Annotated in this window: 14 protein-coding genes and 4 pseudogenes; 9 read left to right on the top strand and 9 right to left on the bottom strand. The window is 40.9% G+C overall.

Features of this window, described 5'->3' with window-relative positions; all coding sequences use genetic code 11:
• Positions 1-296: 296 nt before the first annotated feature.
• Together dut and CLV95_RS17780 are read right to left on the bottom strand one after the other, a co-directional pair.
• Entirely contained in the window at positions 297-734 is a 438-nt protein-coding gene (gene dut, locus CLV95_RS17785; RefSeq protein WP_002725152.1) for a dUTP diphosphatase, read from the bottom strand.
• A gap of 289 nt (positions 735-1,023) precedes the next feature.
• Positions 1,024-2,418, bottom strand: coding sequence for a glycine--tRNA ligase (locus tag CLV95_RS17780; protein WP_002735362.1), 1,395 nt, complete (start codon positions 2,416-2,418; stop codon positions 1,024-1,026).
• Positions 2,419-2,531: 113 nt separating this feature from the next.
• On the opposite strand from CLV95_RS17780, the gene CLV95_RS17775 reads away from it, so the two are divergent.
• Genes CLV95_RS17775 through CLV95_RS17760 form a run of 4 tightly spaced genes read left to right on the top strand, consistent with a single transcriptional unit; the run spans position 2,532 to position 6,871 of the window.
• Positions 2,532-4,214 carry an energy transducer TonB family protein gene (locus CLV95_RS17775; RefSeq protein WP_002735404.1) on the top strand — a complete coding sequence of 561 codons (1,683 nt, stop codon included), beginning with the start codon at positions 2,532-2,534 and terminating at the stop codon, positions 4,212-4,214.
• Positions 4,211-4,969 carry a PrsW family glutamic-type intramembrane protease gene (locus tag CLV95_RS17770; protein ID WP_002735385.1) on the top strand — a complete coding sequence of 253 codons (759 nt, stop codon included), beginning with the start codon at positions 4,211-4,213 and terminating at the stop codon, positions 4,967-4,969. Before CLV95_RS17775 ends, CLV95_RS17770 begins: the two co-directional genes overlap by 4 nt.
• An 8-nt stretch (positions 4,970-4,977) precedes the next feature.
• On the top strand, positions 4,978-5,880 hold the full coding sequence (locus CLV95_RS17765) for a 50S ribosomal protein L11 methyltransferase (RefSeq protein ID WP_002725156.1): 903 nt from the start codon (positions 4,978-4,980) through the stop codon (positions 5,878-5,880).
• A gap of 4 nt (positions 5,881-5,884) precedes the next feature.
• Positions 5,885-6,871, top strand: coding sequence for an adenosine kinase (locus tag CLV95_RS17760; protein WP_002725176.1), 987 nt, complete (start codon positions 5,885-5,887; stop codon positions 6,869-6,871).
• Positions 6,872-7,783: 912 nt separating this feature from the next.
• Here CLV95_RS17760 and CLV95_RS17755 read toward each other — a convergent pair.
• From CLV95_RS17755 to CLV95_RS19950, 5 genes are all read right to left on the bottom strand, one after another.
• Positions 7,784-8,362, bottom strand: coding sequence for an MXAN_6521/LA_1396 family lipoprotein (locus tag CLV95_RS17755; RefSeq protein WP_002735366.1), 579 nt, complete (start codon positions 8,360-8,362; stop codon positions 7,784-7,786).
• A gap of 13 nt (positions 8,363-8,375) precedes the next feature.
• Positions 8,376-11,309 carry an efflux RND transporter permease subunit gene (locus CLV95_RS17750; protein ID WP_002735456.1) on the bottom strand — a complete coding sequence of 978 codons (2,934 nt, stop codon included), beginning with the start codon at positions 11,307-11,309 and terminating at the stop codon, positions 8,376-8,378.
• A gap of 6 nt (positions 11,310-11,315) precedes the next feature.
• On the bottom strand, positions 11,316-11,918 hold the full coding sequence (locus CLV95_RS17745) for a hypothetical protein (RefSeq protein WP_002735358.1): 603 nt from the start codon (positions 11,916-11,918) through the stop codon (positions 11,316-11,318).
• A gap of 323 nt (positions 11,919-12,241) precedes the next feature.
• Positions 12,242-12,952: an endostatin-like outer membrane protein, LenA/LenB family gene (gene len, locus CLV95_RS17740; protein WP_002735441.1), complete on the bottom strand. Its 711-nt coding sequence runs from the start codon at positions 12,950-12,952 to the stop codon at positions 12,242-12,244.
• Between the two features lie 226 nt (positions 12,953-13,178).
• Complete coding sequence (locus tag CLV95_RS19950; RefSeq protein WP_002725174.1) at positions 13,179-13,370, bottom strand: hypothetical protein; 192 nt, start codon at positions 13,368-13,370, stop codon at positions 13,179-13,181.
• Here CLV95_RS19950 and mutL point away from each other — a divergent pair.
• Together mutL and CLV95_RS17725 are read left to right on the top strand one after the other, a co-directional pair.
• Complete coding sequence (gene mutL, locus CLV95_RS17730; RefSeq protein WP_002725162.1) at positions 13,369-15,159, top strand: DNA mismatch repair endonuclease MutL; 1,791 nt, start codon at positions 13,369-13,371, stop codon at positions 15,157-15,159. The two genes, CLV95_RS19950 and mutL, sit on opposite strands and share 2 nt — an antisense overlap.
• Positions 15,128-15,748 carry a YqaA family protein gene (locus CLV95_RS17725; RefSeq protein ID WP_002725136.1) on the top strand — a complete coding sequence of 207 codons (621 nt, stop codon included), beginning with the start codon at positions 15,128-15,130 and terminating at the stop codon, positions 15,746-15,748. The genes mutL and CLV95_RS17725 overlap by 32 nt, the downstream gene beginning before the upstream one ends.
• A gap of 70 nt (positions 15,749-15,818) precedes the next feature.
• Here the strand turns inward: CLV95_RS17725 and CLV95_RS17720 are convergent.
• Together CLV95_RS17720 and CLV95_RS20180 are read right to left on the bottom strand one after the other, a co-directional pair.
• Positions 15,819-16,614, bottom strand: a pseudogene (locus tag CLV95_RS17720) (leucine-rich repeat domain-containing protein).
• 160 nt (positions 16,615-16,774) lie between these two features.
• Positions 16,775-16,873 (bottom strand): annotated as a pseudogene (locus CLV95_RS20180) (leucine-rich repeat domain-containing protein); the annotation flags it as partial.
• Positions 16,874-16,925: 52 nt separating this feature from the next.
• Between CLV95_RS20180 and CLV95_RS20175 the strand changes: the two are divergent.
• The 3 genes and pseudogenes from CLV95_RS20175 to CLV95_RS20170 form a co-directional block, all read left to right on the top strand.
• Positions 16,926-17,853 (top strand): annotated as a pseudogene (locus CLV95_RS20175) (IS5 family transposase).
• 73 nt (positions 17,854-17,926) lie between these two features.
• On the top strand, positions 17,927-19,330 hold the full coding sequence (locus tag CLV95_RS17700; RefSeq protein ID WP_107695042.1) for a leucine-rich repeat domain-containing protein: 1,404 nt from the start codon (positions 17,927-17,929) through the stop codon (positions 19,328-19,330).
• A 155-nt stretch (positions 19,331-19,485) separates the two neighbouring features.
• Positions 19,486-19,680, top strand: a pseudogene (locus tag CLV95_RS20170) (transposase); the annotation flags it as partial.
• Positions 19,681-19,778 lie beyond the last annotated feature (98 nt).

Here is a 19,778-nt window from a genome sequence, read left to right as displayed (position 1 = left end):
TTGAAGCCACGACAAAAACCGGATCCTTTCGTAAGAAAGGATCCGGGGTGTTAGGTCACGCTACTTTTTCTGTTCTCAATGTCTCATGAAAAGCCTGCAAGCAATTGCGGGCTTTTTTAGTACTTAAAAGGTTTTTGTTTTTTAACTGTCCAAATAGGGTTGTTTGAAAATTTAAGATAGAGTATCCTGCATTGAGGTTTTTGGTTCATTTCCGGAACGAATCCTGATGGAAGTGAGCATTATGGATACTTTAGTATATTATTTTTTTCTAAAAAATATGGCAATTGGGGCGGTTTCTAATGACCGGTGGAGCCGAATCCGCCTGTTCCTCTTTCTGTCGTATCCGTAAATTCGGAAACCAGTTCCCAATTTGTATAATGAGTTTCACGAATGAGCAGTTGAGCGATTCTCATCCCATGTTTGATTACAAAGGGAATGTTCCCTAAATTTAAAAGAGGAATCATCAATTCTCCTCGATAATCGCTGTCGATTGTTCCGGGAGAATTTGGAATTAAGATCTGATTTTTCGTCGAGAATCCCGATCTGGGCCTAATTTCAAAATGATATTCTTGAGGAATTTCAAAAGAAAGTCCGGTTGGAACGAGAATCACTTTGTTCGGTTCCAAGATTAGATTTGAATCCAAACAAGCGTGAACGTCATAACCCGCTGCATGTTTTGTTTGTAATACCGGAAGTTCGGCATTTGATCTTAATTTTTTAATTGGGATTTTCATATGTTCATTGATTCTCCTTACTTTTAAAAACGAAGAGATTTTCTTATTTCGATAGAAAAAGAAAACCCCATAATTTTTCCAGAACTTCGATAACAATTTTTAAATCGGTGGAATTGAAAATTTACATTATGAAGTTCTAATGGATGTTGCAATTTTAACGAGCTCTGTTTTGCCGTTCGCTGCTTCTAATCGAATTTTGGCACAAACTTCCTATACTTTGTCTCACGGTGCTCAGAATCGACTATAACATGGATTCGATCATATGGTTTATGGATCACGGATCCCCGTTTCATAACCTCTCAAAGAGCCAGTTTCTGAGTCGGGTCACCGGAATTCTTTCCTGAGCCATGCTGTCCCTTTCTCTAACGGTAACCGTGTCGTCCTTTAGAGTATCATAATCTACTGTAATACAAAAAGGGGTTCCGATTTCGTCCTGTCTACGATAACGTTTCCCGATCGCGCCGCTATCGTCGTATTCAATATTTCCGAGTTTGGAAAGATCCGCGAAAATTTCTCTGGATTTTTCAGGCAATCCGTCTTTTTTCATCAAAGGAAAAACGGCCACTTTAACCGGGGCAATCTTGGGAGAAAAGCGAAGGACGGTTCTTATTTCTCCATCGGGAAGTTTTTCCTCTTGGTAAGCGTCGGTAACGACGGCAAGAAAAAGTCTGTTTACACCTAATGCGGGTTCAACGACAAAAGGGACGTATTTTTTATTCTGAACCTGATCCTGGTATTTCAGGTCTTCACCGGAGAATTTTTGATGTTGGTTCAAATCGTAGTCGGTTCTGGAAGCTATTCCCCAGAGTTCTCCCCAGCCGAAGTTGTATTTGAATTCGATATCGGAAGTGCCTTCGCTATAAAAAGATAATTCTTCTTTTTCGTGTTCTCTGATTCTTAAATTTTCCTTTTTGACCCCAACCTGTTCGGTCAGCCAATTCATACAATAATTCACCCAGTGAGAAAACCATTCTTTCTGGGTTCCCGGTTCGCAAAAGAATTCCATTTCCATCTGCTCGAATTCTCTCGTTCTAAAAACGAATTGTCGCGCCATGATTTCGTTCCGAAAGGATTTACCGATCTGGGCGATTCCGAACGGAATCTTTCTTCTGGTGGTGGAGACTACGTTCTTAAAATTTAAAAAAATTCCTTGAGCGGTTTCGGGTCTGAGATAAATATCCAAGGAATCTTCCGCGCTCGCGCCGTGGGAAGTTTTGAACATGAGATTGAAGTCTCGTGCTTCGGTAAATGTTCCTCTTTGACCGCAGTTTGGGCAGGAGAAATTATTTTCTTTGATGACTTGATTCATCTTTTCGAGGGTGAGACCGGTCGCGAATCCTTCCCCTTTTTGATCCTCTAGGAACTTATCCGCACGGATTCGGGTCTTACAATTTTTACAATCAATCAAAGGATCGGTGAAGTTGGAAACGTGACCGGATGCTTCCCAAACTTTCGGATTGAGAAGAATGGAGGAATCGAGACCTACCACGTCTTCTCGGAGATGTACAAAAAATTTCCACCAGAGCTGTTTCAGATTTTGGAGAAGTTCTACGCCGTAAGGACCATAGTCGAAAGTGTTGGAAAGTCCTCCGTAAATTTCAGAACCGGGATAGACAAATCCTCTACGTTTGCAGACGGATACGATTTCTTTCAATGAAGAATCGAGACTTTCTTTCTTTTCCATACATCCAGAATTTCGTTTGGGACTTCGGAATAAAGTATTTTAATTCTTCTCTTCGAAGGATTTCTGTTTGCCTGTGCTCCTTATCCGGGTCCAATGGTTGATGGAAATCCGTTTTGCAACGTCCAAGGAGACCTTGCCTGAAAAAGAAACTAGTCATCTTCGGAGTCAATTTCTTATCCTGGAGTTCCCCCTTTTTGGGGCTGGGGATTTTTTTTCCTCTTGGTGTACTCTTCGCCTTTCCCAAAGGTAGAGAAGTCCGTTCTTCCGCCTTTGGTTCTTTACTCTTTCAGATTGCCTGCTGGATCGTTCTTTATCCTTTGGAAGTCTCGGCGATTCTTTTTCCGGTTGTGGAAAACTTCGTTCGAACTCTCGTTTTAGATTTGAGAGAGTGGTTGATCGGATTTTATGTTTTGATCGGACTTCTGGTTCTAATCTCACATTCCGTTTATCTCAAAATACGAAGGAAACGTAAGTCGAAATCTCACTCCAAAGTTTTCGTTCCGGAAGAAAAGATAGAAAGAATTCACTATAAAATTCTCGTTCTTCTTGTCGCGGGATATCTGACTTCGAGACTTGTCTTTCAAGATCCGTATCGGTTGGAATACGGACAACTCGGAATTTTAGAAGATAGTTTTCTCTATTTCTTTTCGGTTTTGATCGCCGGGGACACTTTCTTAAGCAGAGGAAAACAATTCTTTTTATTCAGAAGACCTTGGAAACTTTTTGAAAAGCAGAATCGGGTCGCACGTCGCTCCGATTTTCGGGGAAAATGGGGGCTTCTAAAACGGAAATATTCGAAACTCAGAGATTGGATCTTTCCGGGATGGGGGCATATCTATATCGGAAATCTCTGGAAAGGTTTTTCGATTTTATTTTTATATCTTCTTCTATTGCTCTTTTTTGCGACTGCGTTTTTTTCCTGGCTTGAGCCCGCCGATGGGATTCGTTTTCTCATGTCGATGGGATTAAAACCGGGGATCCGGGATCAAACTTTCTTTAAGATCACTTCGAGCGTAATTCCGATTTTGATTTTTCTCGGGGGAATGATAGGAATCCAACTCATTTCCAAGTTTCTACTGGGTAAGGCCTTTCACTCGGAACCAGACGATGCAACTCCAAGAAGTACGTTTATTAGTAATTTATCATATAGTGTTCTGTTCCATTTAATTCTAATGTCGTTGGTTTTAATCATACCGGTGACTCTTCAGAGAAAAAATAAACAAAAGGAATCGGAAAGACAAAGGACTCATTTTACTCCGGAGAATTTGGAATTCTATTTTATCGACCCTAATCTTCCGAGCGAAGTGGAAGGTCTAAACGGTGGGGTCGTATCTGGAACGGAAACTCCGACTCAGAAAGAGGGGGAAAAAATCCCCGAAGATAAACCCGCGGAAGAGGGAAGGGTCAAGGGAGAAGTCAAACAGGTCCGAGGAAAAAAATTACCTTCCACGTATTCGAATTATATCTCCGCAAAGATGAGAGGTCCGGAATCTTTTATGGAGTATTGGAGAAGGGCTCCGAGAAATTATTCTTCCGTGGTCGCTTATACGGTGACTCCCGATGGAGAGGTTGTGGACGTGGATCTTGTGGAGGCGTCCGGGTACCCTGAACAGGATCAAATGACTTTGGAACTAATAGAAAGTCTTTCCCCTCTTATGCCTCCGCCCGGAACCAAGGGTTATGTTCGAGTCACGGAACTTTTTTGGAACGGAAGCATTGATCCAGAAGCGATGCCTACTCCTCTTCAGAAAGAGCTTGTTACGATGTATGACGGGCGTTATATGGAGGAGTTATGAGCCTTGAAGTAGCGCTTCTTGGGTTTCTCTCCATTTTTCCTTGGGGATTTTTTTTGATCTTATTGTTTCCGGGAAAGATTACGAGACGGAAGGTCGTACTTATTTTTCTCGCTTTTTTTCTAGGTTACTTGTCCACGGAAATCGTTTTAAAGTTGCATCCGATTTTTTGGCCGGAGGTAAAGATCGCGACGCCTAAACGCAACGGACATATTCTTACTCAGACTGCGCATATCGCCTTCATCCAAGCGGGGATGATGGAAGAATTCTGCAAAGGGATTTTGATTCTTTTATCCGGATTACTTTTGGCGTTTGATTGGAAGAAATATCAATTTCGGAAAGAGGTGGTTCTCATCGGAGGATTTGTCGCACTCGGATTTGCGGGAATTGAAAACGCAAATTACATCTTTTCCGCAAAGGAAGAAGATAGAATCGCGATGTTTGTGGGAAGAACGATCCGGTCTTCGAACGCGCATTTTCTAATCAATCTATGTTTTGCTTTAGCGTTCGTAAAATCCAATCAAAAAGAGCCGAAGGATCGACCACTTGCATTGTTTTTGGCTTTTTTACTCGCAGTATCTCAGCACGGACTTTTCAATTTTTTCGTTCTTCCTCAGTCTAGGTTCGGCGGCTGGCTTTCCACGGCTCTTTTTGTGGGAATCTGGGTTTGGATCGTAAAAGACTTTCGGGCGTTCGTCCTAAAGGATGAAAACCAAAGTGACACCGTGGTTGATGCTGAAATTCTGGATGAGACCTGAGAAACGATTTGAAATACAGAGAAATCATTTTAAACATCCCTAAAGAAATCGCGGAGGACTTCACTACTTTTTTAGATGAGATAGGAGTTGCGGGATATTACGAGATCCTGTTTGACCGAGAAGTTCCGCGCGCTCCACACGAAGAAATCATTTCGGACGATACGAAGTTCCGTGTTTATCTCGCGCAAGAAGACAACGAGAACGAAACTAAAATTCTCATCTATCTAAAAGCGAATGCGGGTGAAGTTTTCTTTTCGGAGTCCAGATGGATCGAAACCAAAGAATACGAGGAAGCTTATAAAGAATTTTATAAACCTTTTATCGTGGGTTCCTATCGAGTGATTCCCACTTGGGAAAAAGACACCGCGTTAGGCACAACTCCCGAAGGGATTTTCCCTTTGTTCATCAATCCTGGACTTGCATTTGGAACCGGACATCACGAGACGACCCGTCTTGTTTTGGGAAGAATGGGGAACTTGAGTCTTTCCGGTAAAAAGGTTGTGGACGTTGGAACCGGTTCCGGGATTTTGAGCGTTGCCGCGGCGAAGTCGGGAGCTTCCCCGATTTTAGCGGTGGATGTGGATCCGAACAGCGTGAGATCCGCCTCTTTCAATCGGGATGAAAACGATATTTCCTCGGAAGTTTTAGCCGTGGAAGAGGGCGGTTTCGATCATGAAAAGATCCAAGGACAAACATGGGATCTTTTGATCGCCAATATCACGTTTGCCGTATTAAAAGCGAATATTCAAAAAATTGTATCTATTAAGACCGATCATTTTCTGTTCAGCGGAGTCATCACCGAACGGTTGGAGGAATTTTTGGAACTTCTGAAAAACGAGGTGGGCGGCGAAGGAGTTTTCTTTCAGGAAGACACGGGCTGGGAATTGATCGAATGGAAAAGAAAAGGATAAATCGATGAAACACTACGACGTATTCGGAGTCGGCAACGCACTCGTGGATATTTTAGTTCCTACGGAGGACGTTTTTATCAAACGTTTAGGATTTGAGAAAGGAATCATGACTTTGGTCGATTCCGAAAAACAAGGAGAGGTTTTGACCGCTCTGGAAGGAGGCAAAAAAGAACTTCGTTCCGGAGGAAGTGCGGCAAATACGATGATTGCACTTGCGAACTCGGGCGGAACCGGAACTTATACCGGGAAGGTTTCCAAAGACACTTACGGAGAATTTTATAAGAAGGACATGGAAAACGCCGGAATCCTTTTCGACGTCGTTCCGGAAGACAACGGACATACCGGAACCTGCGTCGTTTTAACCACTCCCGATGCTGAAAGAACGATGCTCACCCACTTGGGGATTTCCATCACATTACAAAAATCGGATGTGGATTTGGACAAACTCAAGTCCTCCGGCATTTCCTATATCGAAGGATATCTCTGGGATGGTCAGGGAACCAAAGAAGCTTCTCTTTTGACGATGGAAGAATCCAAAAGAAACGGGGTAAAAGTCGCTTACACATACAGCGATCCGTTTTGTGTGAATCGTTCGAGAGAAGACTTCGTTCGTTTAACAAAAGATTACTTCGATATCGTTTTCTGCAACGCGGAAGAAGCCAAAGCCCTTTCTCAAAGGGAAGATAAACTCGAAGCTTTGAAATTTATCGCGAATCTTTCTCCTCTCGTTTTTATGACCGATTCCGCAAATGGGGCCTATTTTGCGGAGAACGGAGTGGTTGCTCACGTTGGTGGATTCCCTACGAAAGCGATCGATACGACCGGTGCAGGTGATTGTTTTGCGGCGGGTGTTCTCTACGGACTGACCCACGGTTTTAGTTTGGAAAAATCGACCCGTTGGGGAAATTACGTTGCTTCGAGGATTGTCCAAGAAATTGGGCCGAGACTAGGTATAAAATTGATGGGGCGCCAGGACGAGATTTTGAAATGATTTTTTAATTTGCCGTTTTTCTAATATACTATGAGTTAGTAGAACCACGGTTGGTCGATCGGACTCTTGGTTATAGTCAAGTTATTAGAGTTTTTGAAAAATTAATTCTCCATCTGTTTTCATTGCATTAAAATGGACAACTGGAACAATTTTGCTCGTCTCTACTATGGAATTTTTCAATAAGAGTTTGTCCCAAAACGCAGGAACAATTGCAGCGATCCGCGAGGATTCCGATAAGATCGAATGATTTTGGGACACGCTCTTAACTCTATTATGTATTGCAATTATATATGCAATTTTTATAATTCCACTGATTTGAATCTAGATTGGGATTGAATGCTGTGATTGCTATGGAGCAGTGTTATTGAATTCGGAGAGGTTCTGCTGAGTTTTTCAAATGTAAGAGTTCCTCTGCATTTTGAAATCTGCCAAAGCCTATAAAGTGTAGAGAAACATATTCTGTGGGGAATTTTTGTAAATTCGGTTTTGAAATTGCGAGAACTCCTACAAATCTAAATTATACAATAGAGTTGTTGAAAAATTAATTCTCTGTCCGTTTCTGCTTCGTTGAAGCGGTTTTGTTAATCCGAATCATGGAATTTTTCAACAACTCTAATAAAATTTCCCGTATTTAGAATATCCTGTACAAAAGAATTTCGTCTATTATATTTAAATGTTTTGTTTTTTAAAGTGTTCCGACAAAAGCGATGTTTTCTACTTGCAAAAAGTATAATTTTCGGATAAAGAAAAATCTCCCGAGTTTTCGCACAAAACGCGGGAGAAGTTTCTATGTAACACAGAGGATTGTGGCAATTCCGATAGACTTATTTTCAGATTCAAACTTGTCGTGGTTATGAGTCGCAGTGAACTTAGAACCCGCTCTTTAGGAAGAATTCACGGTGTTTGAAAAAATTATCTGGCTTCCACTTCGATCTTCTCATCTTTTTCCTCTTCCGTCAAAATCGGACTGTCCAATTTATCCAAAAGACTTTGAAGTAAGAAGAAATACGGATTCACTTTTCCGGCGATTTCCTTTCCGTAAAGCTGCGTATATGTGTTGATAAGAGATTGATTCTCTTCCGTATTTTTAAAATAGGAATTTTCAGCCAAACCTTCCCAGAGAATTTCACCTTTTGTGCAGTGAATCATTTTTCCAAGCGCGCTCAGTTCCACCTTATCGGAAGTTTCTTTTTCGCGGATCTTTAGTTGAAAAATTCCCTGAACTTTTTTACCGGAGCCTCCGCAGGTTCCGCTTCCGGAACGGAACGGATATATGATAAATTCCTTATGATGAGAAAGGTAATTCTCTGCGATTTTTGCCGCTAACTGTTTTTCGGAGTTTCCAGCCTCACTTTCTGCCGAAACGTGTACCGCTAATCTCTTGAATGTAGCCAGTTCTTTTTCCCAAATTGGACCCGTTTTTACGTATCTAACGGTACAGTTCGTAGTCGCGACGATCAAACAAAAAAATAGTAAAGAATATCGTAACATTCTAAAATACTCCTTATTTCTTTTTGGCGGCTGTTTTATTGGAAGTGGTCGTCTTTTTTTTGGCACTTTTCTTTTTGGGAGAAGTTGTTCGAAAAACTTCAGCCGTTTTAAACCTGGAGGGAGGGGGTTCGACTGTGTCGGAAGAATTCGGTTCTTCTTCTCCAAAACCGACCGGTTTTGATTCTTGTTCCTCTTCTTTTCTGGAACGATAGACGATTTCAAGAATGGCCGGCACGAGAGTGAGGGCTATGATCAAGGAGGAGGCGATTCCGATACTCGCTACGATACCGATCGATTTGAGTCCTTTTTGATCCGCGATCAAAAGAGAACTCCATCCCACAAGTGTGGTTAACGTGGATGCGATGATCGCAGGGCCGACCATGGACATGGCGCGGATCACATCGTGATCCTCTCTGAATCTATAATAGATATAAATTCCATTCTGAATTCCGTAACCTATAATGACCGGAAACACCAGAACGTTCATAAAGTTCAATTGAACTCTAAACACCGCCATGATTCCGAGAGTAACGAAAATCCCGAGAACGAGCGGAATCAAAGAAATCAAAGCGGGAACGATTCCCCTGAAAAAGAGAATCAATACGATGACTACGAGAATTAGAGTGACGAGAAATGCAGTCACTCCTTCTTTTTGAACGATCTTGATGAGGTTTGCAAAAAGAATCAAACTTCCCGCGGTGTTGGAAACGTATTTGTGAGATCTTGCCTGCTCCAAGTTAGAAAACGGTCTCGTTTTTAAGATAAAAGAGATCGTTCCGTCTAAAAGACCTAAATTTTTGAATTGAAGAGCGGAATACGTATTCAGGGTTTTTACGATCAGACGTTCCTCCGCCTGAGTCCATCGATCACGGATCGGATCGACGGCTATGTGTCCGTTCGAATCGTAAAGCAGAGTGTTCAACACTCTTCTGGATAGTTTAGGATAATGTAATTCTCCAACGGCATCGAAGAACTTGAGAAGTTTTTGTCCGTGCCAGAGAGCGACTTTCGGATAGATGAATACGAGATGGCCTTTTTCTTTGGAACCTTTTACTTCTGTAAACTGGGAACTGAAATAGATAGGAACTTCGGAAAGAGAATATTCTTTTACGTTCAGATATTTTTTGACTACGGGAAGATATTTCCTCTGTTCCGGTTTTAGAAAACCTGCTTTGACCGGTTTCATATCCGATCGAAGTTGTTTCAGAATTTTTAAGTTTGCCCTTTGCTGTCCTTTTGGAGGAACGAAGTTCCAAAGAGAAACGACCTGGTCCACGGAACCTGCGATCTCTTCCGGTACAGGCGTCATGTAATCGAAAACGGCTTCCGATTCTTCAAGAGTATCCACGACGATTACCTGAGGATCGGAACTGATATCAAATCTATCTCCGATTTCGTCATAGAGATTGACCGAGTCCAGATTGTCCACCATCAGATCCCGTCCGTTGTAGTTGAATCGGATTCCGGGATTAAAGTTGAAAAAGGAAATCGCCAGAACGATAACAAGAACAACTAACGTCAAAAGGCCCGGTTTTTTATAGAAGCGATAAAGAAGAGGGGAAGTGGTTTGTTCTTTTGCCGAAAGTAAAAATTTGTTTTTGAGAGAAGGAAACAAACGAAAAAGAAGGGTGATCTGAAGAGCGGTCACACCGTACATCGAAACCGCAATGATCAGAATTCCATACGTCGCGATGATTCCGAATTCGCTGAAACCTCGAAACTCGGAGAACGCAAGTACGACAAAGGCGGAAGTGGTGGTCAGAGCCGAGATAAAGGATGCGATCCCGGTATGATAGATCGTGTCCTTGATGGAACGAAGGGTATCCTGATCACGGGTGAATTCTTCCCGAAAACGATATAAAAATTGAATTCCGTAGTCGATTCCGAGTCCCATTAGAATGGATGCGATGATACTGGTCACCGAGTTGAGTTGACCGATTACGATCGTAGTCAAACCGAAAGAAAATAAAATTCCGGAAAGAAGAGAAACGAGAAGAATCAGGATAAAAAGAGGATTTCTAAAAAAGAAAAGTAAAAGTACCGCGATCCCGATAAACGAAGTGATTGCGATCGGCTTCAGAGCCGCCATCAGAGTCTCATAGTCGTCCAGATGCAATCTGTAGGTGCCGGTGTAGCCGATTTGGATTCCCTTTTTGTCGAGAGCGAGTTCGGCCACAATTTCTTTGATTTTTTTGTCGAGAGCGATATTGAATTCTATGTCAGTGAAAGACCCAGAGGGTTTGATCAAAAAGATCAACATCCCTTTGTCCGGAGATATATTATATTCGTCGAATATATCTCTTTTTGCAAGTTTCTGATATTTAGAAAGTATGTCGTTGAAGTCCGGGTTATATTCCTCGTCGGAAAGTTTGATAAAAAACGGATTGGCTCTTTCCACTTCCTCGTCGATTTTTCTTTTGACCCGTTTGCGCACTTCCAACAAGTCTTCGGTTTTTAAAAATAGGGGAAGTCTGTCTTGTAAGAAGGCTACGTTGTAGCGGTAGGAGATATATTGAACGAATTTTTTTTCTTTCAGAAGTCTTTCGTTTAGTACATCCGAAGCTTTTTTGATCGCATTCTCTCTTTCTTTATAATAGGCTACGTTTTGTTGTTTAATCTTTTCGGCTTCTTTCAGTTCCTTTTCCACGATTTCGGACTGCCCTTTTTTTCTTGCGGCAAAGGCTTTGACTAGATGATCTGTCATCCCCTTTTCGTCTTTGAATTTGATGCTGAGAATATAGAATCCGTTTCCTCCGATCATCTCGATCACTTTCTGGGTTTTGACAACGGAAGGACTGTTTTTCGGAAGCAAATCCAGGTTATTGCTGTTCACCGTAAGTTTGGATGCTTGCCAGAAAGAGAGGAAAAGAAAAACGATAAGTACACTGCAGGAGTGGATCGGGTTTAAGAGAATGGAGTCGGTGAGCTTCGAAAGAAGTTGTCTCATTGATGTTTAATTTTTAGCTTCTTTTCTGATCAAAGCGATGGTTTGTTTGATTCCGTTCTTTTTGATGGAAGGATCCACCGATTTTACCCGGTTGGTTTCGGATGCGTATTTTCCTTCGTTTAAGAAGTCGGTGACGTACCAAGCTCCTTCTATCTTCGTAAGGATCCAAGAAAAGGTGATTCTTTCCGAACCGCTCCAAATGATGGAAGAGGCGAGGGTCGCGTTATCTCCTTTGATGATCGGTTTTTCGTAGTTGATATCGATTTTGTCGAAGTATTTGTATGCGATCGGAAAACTACGGTGAACGATGAATTCGCCGATTGCTTCTTCGAATTCTTTGCGATCGGAGTCGCCGATTTTACCGGAGGATTTTAAGAGCTGATTGCTGAATTGTTTTACGTGTATGAGTACGATCGCCTTATCGTTTTTTTTATAACGAATAAAACCAATGAGTTTTTTCACCGTAGAAACGATTTGTTCTTCATCAGAGGGGGTTGTTTTTTCGTTTTCTGTCGAAGAAGGATTGGGTGTTTCCGACTGATTTTGTGCGATTAGAAAGGAGGGCGATGCCAGAGATAAGACGAAAAGAATGGAAATTATTTTTTTCACAAAATTACCTATAGATTGTAAGGATCCGAAGTTCGTTTCTTAAGGAATGAGCCGGAGTTCCTACAATTTTTTGAATCGATAAGGGGAAGTCAACGGAATAAAATTTTGCCGCGGTAAGCTATCGTCTTTCTTTTCAAACCCTGCATAATGGTTTTCGGCAATCGAATTCGTGCGTTAGATTTCTTCGTGTGCTGTGTTGGGACCCGTATCCTGAATCTTTTGTGCAAAGAGAATTTTAAGAAAGATTTCAAACTGTAAGAGAATTTATTTATTTCCGGAAGGAAAAGATCGCTCTACGGATTGAGAGCGATCTGTTGAAAAAGTTACTGCTCTACGCAGAGAAGATTTAGGTTCGAATTACAATTGTGAGTGTCTACGGTAAAGGCTCCTTCGGGAGTTGAATGAGCGTTTGTGGACGTTGTGTTTCCTGCTGCTCCCGTCGCAGCTCCATTTGCATCCCCCCATTGATTGCAAGTTCTTCCCCCTTCCCATAAAAAGAATCCTGGATCGTCTGGATGAGCAAGACCCGTCCAAAAATATTTTTTGGCACCGGAGTCGATTCCATTCTCTAAATTTCCCGTTACCATTGAATTCGCATTTGTGGTAAACGTAACCGTGGTTCCATCACTTCTGCGGTATTGTTTATTTGGGTAGAGGACCCAGTCTTTCAAAGATGGCGAACCATCTCCGGCCGAAACGACAAATCTTGTCTGCTGATCCGTTAACAATGCTTTGTAAGTTCTTGTAAGGGTGGAAGGTTTTGCGGCGGTGCATTTCGCGTCTGCTCCCGATATGCCGCCTAAATTTCCATTGTAACCCGCTCCGTTATTAGTAGCGATGAAAGTTCTACAAAATGCCTCGTTCTTACAAGAAGTTGGGGTGGGGGGAGTGGAGGTGTTGGAAGAGCCTAATACTCCGCTTGCGGATAGAAGAAAGAAAAGAGTTTTTGTACTGTCTTCTTTTTTATCCTCGCACGAACAAAGAGTTAAAACGAAGGATCCTATCAGCAGAGAGAGGAAAAATTTTTGAAACATGTTGTCTCCTTAATTTGAGTTCGTTCACTTTCGAAATGGATTCGATTCAAATACAAAAAAGAAATGAACGAGCTTACGTTTAAAGAACAGGCTTCGCTGAATCATTTTCATGGTTTGGAAATAAATTTGTGATGGATTGTAAAAAAAAGGTTCAATGATTTTATATGCAAATAATTTATTCAAAGTTCTGATCGAATTAAAAATCGATCCTGTTATAAGATGAGAATTAATTTTGAAACTTTACGTTTCTTGAAATGTTTAGTAGCGGATTCGTTTCCGGTGAAGAGATAAGAAATTTTGTTCGAAATTCTACTTCGATCGTATCCTGATAAGATAAGTTGAACCCTGATATTTTAAAAAATTCATAGATCCCGTCCTTGACAGACTTAGTCAAAGTTCCGACATTGGAATCATTCATGGGAAAAATTCAGGAACTCAGTCCGGAACTCATCAATCAAATTGCCGCGGGGGAAGTCATTGAATCCGCTCATTCCGTCGTCAAAGAATTGATGGAAAATTCCATGGATGCGGGTGCGACTCAGATGGATATTGAGTCCAAGGATGGAGGCCTCTCTCTTTTACGCATCACCGATAACGGTTCCGGAATCGATCCGGAAGATATAGAACCCGCTTTGAAAAGACATGCTACGAGTAAGATTCGGGATTACGGGGATTTGGAAAACGTGCTCAGCTACGGGTTTCGAGGGGAAGCTTTGGCTTCCATCGCATCAGTGTCCCGCCTAACGTTGGAAAGTGGAATCAGGAATCAAAAGACTGCTTGGAAAATTTGTTCGATCGGGGGAAAAATTTCCGAAAAAGAAGAAATTCCAGGATTTGTCGGAACAAAAATACTTGTGGAGGAATTATTTTTTAACACTCCTGTCCGTAGAAAGTTTTTGAAATCGGTCCGTTCCGAAGATAAGAAAATCCGAGACCGGGTCACGACGCAGGCGCTCGCAAGACATGATGTACGCTTTCGTCTTTTTCAGGACGGAAAGGAAGTATTTGTACTTCCTTCCAGAGAAAATAAAAAGGATCGGATCATCGATTTATTCGGGGAGAATTTTCGGGATCATCTTCTCGAAGTGAGTCTCGAACGCGGAGGACTGAATGCGACCGGTTATATCAGCGATCCCGATTTTTATAAGTCCAATCGAACCGGACAATTCGTATTCGTCAACGGAAGGCCTGTAGAAATCAAATACGGTTCCACTCTATTAAAAAAAGCTTATGATGAATTGCTTCCTCCGAACGGACATCCGTATTGTTTTTTATTTTTTGAAATCGATCCTTCGAGGGTGGACGTGAACGTTCATCCAGCTAAAAAAGAGATCCGCTTTTTGGACGAAGAAGGGTTCAACGGATTTTTTTTAACGTTAATTCAAAAGGAACTACGCTCCAGCACTCCGGTTAGTTTTTTGGAACTCAAAAAACGTCTTTTGAGACCGACTCCGGAAACTTTCAAAACGAGTTCGCTCTATCAAGCTCATTCTTCCTCTCGTTCGGGTGAAAGTCCTCTGCTCAGCCGTGAACTTTTTACCGAGGTTCCGAGGCAGGAAGGATTCGATTTGGATCGGATGGGACCGGGGGCGTCCCTTTCCGCGCTTACGGATAACGTTGTAAAACATTCTTCCTTTGTTCCTAAAAAACATTTCGGAGTTTTGTTCGAGACCTTTATTCTCGCGGAAGCGGAAGACGGTTTTTATATCATCGATCAGCATACCGCTCACGAAAGAATTCGCTACGAGGAGGTTTTGCGTAAACTCGAAAAGAAAAACTACGGAATTCAGCCGCTTTTGACTCCGATCCGAATCGACGTTTCCAAACAGGAACAAGAGGACATCTTAAATCGAAAAAAAGAATATGAGGAAGTTGGAATATTCTTGGATCCTCTCGGAGAGGATAGTGTAGTTCTGCGGGAAATTCCCGCTTACATGGAACCGGGAGAGGAAAAGGAAATCATACTCGATTTTTTAAACCGAACCGAAGGGAAGGAGACCACCGAACCCGAGTTATACGATTTGATGGCAAAATGTGTGGCTTGTAGATCCGCTATCAAAAAAGGGGATCATCTTTCCGATCCGATTCTGGCGGAAATTTTAAACAGACTGAGTTATTGCGAAAATCCGTCCCGTTGTCCGCACGGAAGACCTACCCTGGTGAAGTTGAGCAGAGATGACCTCGAAAGAATGTTCCACAGAAAATAAGGAAGTTTCCGGTAAGGAACCGGACCGAGTCGTAAGAAAATTATTCCGTCAAACATTAGTCGGAATCGCGATTCTCGTTTTAGGAGTTGTGTTCCTCGCGCGAGTTTTCCCCGAACCGGTACTTGCAATTTCCCAAAAATTCATCGAGATTACGGGAGTGTTCGGAGTCGGGATCGGAATTCTTCTCGCTGATTCTCTTCACGTTTTTATTCCACCGGATGTGTTTTTGATGATCGCGGTCGCGGGGAAATTGAATCCGATTCTTGTGATCGCCTCCGCTTCGATCGGAAGTTTGATCGGAGGAACCATCTCTTATCTTACGGGAAGAATTCTTTTGCCTAAGATCCAAGGTGTTGCAAGTTTTGTGAAAAAACACGAACAGAAACTCGAACACTATCTGCATCGATACGGATTTTGGGCTGTCGTTTTAGCGGCTTTGACTCCGCTTCCGTATTCTTGGGTTTCCTTGGCTGCGGGAACGATGAAGATGCGTTATGCTCTCTTTTTTCAAGGATGTCTTTTCCGGATTCCGCGTTTTATCGTATTCTATTATCTGATTCAATTCGGTTGGGTCGGCGGTGGAATGTGAAAGACTTTCATTCTATTCTAAATATCGAAAAATACGCGGAGTTTGTCCCAAAACCTAACAATGTGATTCGTTAGCCTGCATCTCCGAATTTGTTAAAAATAATACGCGTTTTGGGAAGTAATTTCCGAATCTTTTCTTCTTGGGACCTCCAGGTGGGTATATCATCTAAATATAATTTTCGTAGCTCTTTTAACTTTCCGATTTCGTTCGGAATCGTTTTGAGTTCATTGTTGCGTAAATCTAATATTGTTAGCTTTTGCAATTCCCCGATTTCCTTTGGGAGAGTTGTGAGTTCATTGTAGTTTAAATCTAATTTTGTTAGATTTTTCAATTTCCCGATTTCCTTTGGAAGAGTTGTGAGTTGATTGATGTGTAAATCTAATACTGTTAGGTTTTTCAATTTCCCGATATCTTTTGGAATCGTTTTGAGTTCATTGTTGCGTAAATCTAATATTGTTAGGTTTTGCAATTCCCCGATTTCGTTTGGGAGAGTTTTGAGTTGATTCTCGGCTAAACGTAATTCTCGTAGGTTTTGTAGTTTTCCAATTTCCTTTGGAAGAGTTTTGAGTTGATTCTTGGTTAAATTTAATTCTCGTAGGTTTTGTAATTCTCCGATTTCGTTCGGAAGAGTTGTGAGTTGATTCCTGTATAAATTTAATATTCGTAGGTTTTGCAATTCCCCTATTTCCTTTGGAAGAGTTGTGAGTCGCTTGTTGCTTAAATCTAAAATTCGGACATCTGTCGGATTTTGAAGCGCCTCGGTTAGATTGTGATAGGGTCCCTATCTCTTGAGCTTTAAGTTGGCTCAAAAAACAAAGAAGGATTAAAGTTAAAATTCCTATTTTTTGTAAGTTCGTGGCTTTCATGATTTCAGAGTCATTTTAAAAATCTTTTCCGCTTTGTCATTCCTTGTGTATTGTTTTGTCCGCGTCTTTCGGAAGTGTAGATGAATCACTCCGAATTATCGGGCACGGTCATACAAAGAAAAAGCATGCCGGTTTTTCGGAGGAAGTTCGATGTGGTTCGTTACCCTGCGTCTCCGAATTGGTCAAAAATAATACGTGTTTTGGGAAGTAATTTCCGAATCTTTTCTTCTTGGGACCGCAAAGCGGGTATATCAGCAAGAACTTGTCCCAAAACCTTCTTGTACAGTTAATGAATCGGACAGACTTGGCAAATGAAAACAGAGTATAACGTGTTGCCTAAGAGCAATCACAATCCGCGCAAGGGCGGGTCGTTCCTCGACTGGAGGATAGAGTAGGTCATGGCAGTGATATTTTATCGTGTAAGAACAGGAATCCAATGGAAATATATGCCTCCAATGTTTGGTTCAAAATCAACATTGCATAGAAGATTTCAAAAATGGGCATCGGCAGGAGTTTTTAATAAAATTGAAAAAGAAACCTTAAAACTCTATGAACGCACGGTTAAAATTAGGACTAAGAGAATGGCAGCAGATGGAAGTTACGCAAGGGCAGGGGATTTCGCGGGTCCAAACCCGACGGATCGCGGCAAAAGAGGCATATTCTCGTCGATCGGCGTAGGCATCTGTAGCTTTTGTAATTGATTCGGCTGGAACTCATGATTCTAAACTTCTATTTCCTAACTGAAAATATTTAGAATTTCAAGAAATTCTAAAGTTCTGAAACCGGAGATTCTTTCATTGGATAAAGTTTATGTTAGTAACGCGATTCAGGTTAAGAGTTTGTCCCAAAACCTTAAAAGAAATCAACTACAATCATTCGTAAGTCGGTTATAGAATATAGGAGTTTCCACAGATTAAGTCTCTTTGGTAATTTACGAGCTTTCGAGCAGATTTTATAATTGTTACGTTCTTGTTGGAGTTCCTACATTCCAAGGTTTTTGGGACAAACTCTAAATTAAAAAAGAATAAAATTAGGTATCGAATTCCAAATAAAAAGAATGCCGAAAACCCGGAACGAATTATTCCGCTAAAACCTTTTAGATGGACTGTCGAACGCACTTTTGCTTGGTTTAATGCTTTTAGGGCTATAAAGACTTGTTGGGAATTCAAACTCGAAAATTACACTGCCTTATTCCAACTTGCATTCGCTTCCATTTTATTTAGAATGGAACGAAGATAGGTTTTGGGACAGACTCAAAAACTAACTCTGATCGATTCAATGATTAAAAGCGATTAATTCGGAAAAACGGACGATGAATTTAACACAAACCAATTTACAAAAAATATTCCTCTTTTCTTTGCTTTTTTTTTGTTCCTTTACTTTTGTGCAAGCAGAACAATCGGGAACTTATTATAAGGCTTTAACAAAAGCGCTCCAAAATCCTTTGGATGTTCGGGTTTTGGATTTGCGTGAACAAAAACTCACAATTCTTCCTAAGGAAATTTGGCAATTGAAAAATTTGCGAGAGTTGCGTTTGGATAATAATCAACTCACAACTCTCCCTAAGGAAATCGGACTACTACAGAATTTGAAAATATTGCATTTGTATGCTAACCAACTCACAATTCTTCCTAAGGAAATTGGGCAATTGAAGAATTTGGAATATTTGGATTTGAATAATAATCAACTCACAACTCTCCCTAAGGAAATCGGACTACTACAGAATTTGAAAATATTGCATTTGTATGCTAACCAACTCACAGTTCTTCCAAAGGAAATTTGGCAATTGAAGAATTTGGAAGATTTGGATTTGAGTGGTAATTCATTCACAATTCTTCCTAAGGAAATTGGACGACTACAGAATCTGGGATCGTTGATCATGAGGCATAACCAACTCAAAACCCTCCCTAAGGAAATTGGACAATTGAAAAATTTGGGAGAGTTAATTTTGGAGCATAGCCAACTCAAAACTCTTCCAAAGGAAATAGGACAATTGAAGGATTTGCAACATTTGAGTTTGAGGAATAATCAACTCACAATTCTTCCTAAGGAAATTGAACAGCTGAAGAATTTGCTAACGTTGAGTTCGGATAATAACCAACTCACAGTTCTTCCGAAGGAAATAGGACTACTACAAAATTTGGTGACATTGGATTTGCGTAATAACCAACTCAAGACTCTTCCTAAAGAAGTCGGACAATTGAAAAATTTGCGAGATTTATCTTTGGATAATAACCAACTCACAGTTCTTCCGAAGGAAATAGGACTACTACAAAATTTGGTGACATTGGATTTGCGTAATAACCAACTCAAGACTCTTCCTAAAGAAGTCGGACAATTGAAAAATTTGCGAGATTTATCTTTGGATAATAACCAACTCACAGTTCTTCCGAAGGAAATAGGACTACTACAAAATTTGGTGACATTGGATTTGCGTAATAACCAACTCAAGACTCTTCCTAAAGAAGTCGGACAATTAAAGAATTTGCGAGAGTTGTATTTGAGTGCTAACCAACTCAAGACTCTTCCTAAAGAAGTCGGACAATTGAAAAATTTGCGAGATTTATCTTTGGATAATAACCAACTCGAAACTCTTCCTAAAGAAGTCGGACAATTGAAAAATTTGCGATGGTTGTTTTTGGACGCAAATCCTATCTTACCCAAGAAGTTAAAAAGAATTGGAAAGCTTCTTCCAAAGTGTACTATTCATTTTTGAATAAGATTTTCTTTTTCATAGTTTCCCCTATCCGTAATTTGTAATTCGGATAAGGCGATTTTATAAATTTGTTTCTATTGTGAGCTAGCTCCCGAATTTAGAACCATTAAGAATGTTTGAAATCCTTTCAAGATCATAAAATTTTGGAGGAAAATATGAAGAAACGTTTCAGTGAAGATCAAATCCATAAGGTACTCAAGGAATCGGAATCAGGGGTCTCGACTCCTGAAATTTGTCGTAAATACGGAATCAACGGAAATGCATTTTACCGTTAGCGTTCCAAATATGGCGGCCTCGAATTGAGCGATCTAAAGCGGATGAAGGCTTTGGAGGAAGAGAATAGCAAGCTCATTTGTAATAGTTAGAAGTTGATCTAATACTCCTTGAAATAAAAAAGGAGAAACAGATGACAACAACACAAAAGATAATCAAGAACAAGTAACAACTC

This window comes from Leptospira borgpetersenii serovar Javanica, from assembly GCF_003046425.1.
GTDB lineage: Bacteria > Spirochaetota > Leptospiria > Leptospirales > Leptospiraceae > Leptospira > Leptospira borgpetersenii.
The sequence above is the reverse complement of the archived record's forward strand: the minus strand, read 5'-3'. Positions and strand labels throughout refer to the sequence as shown.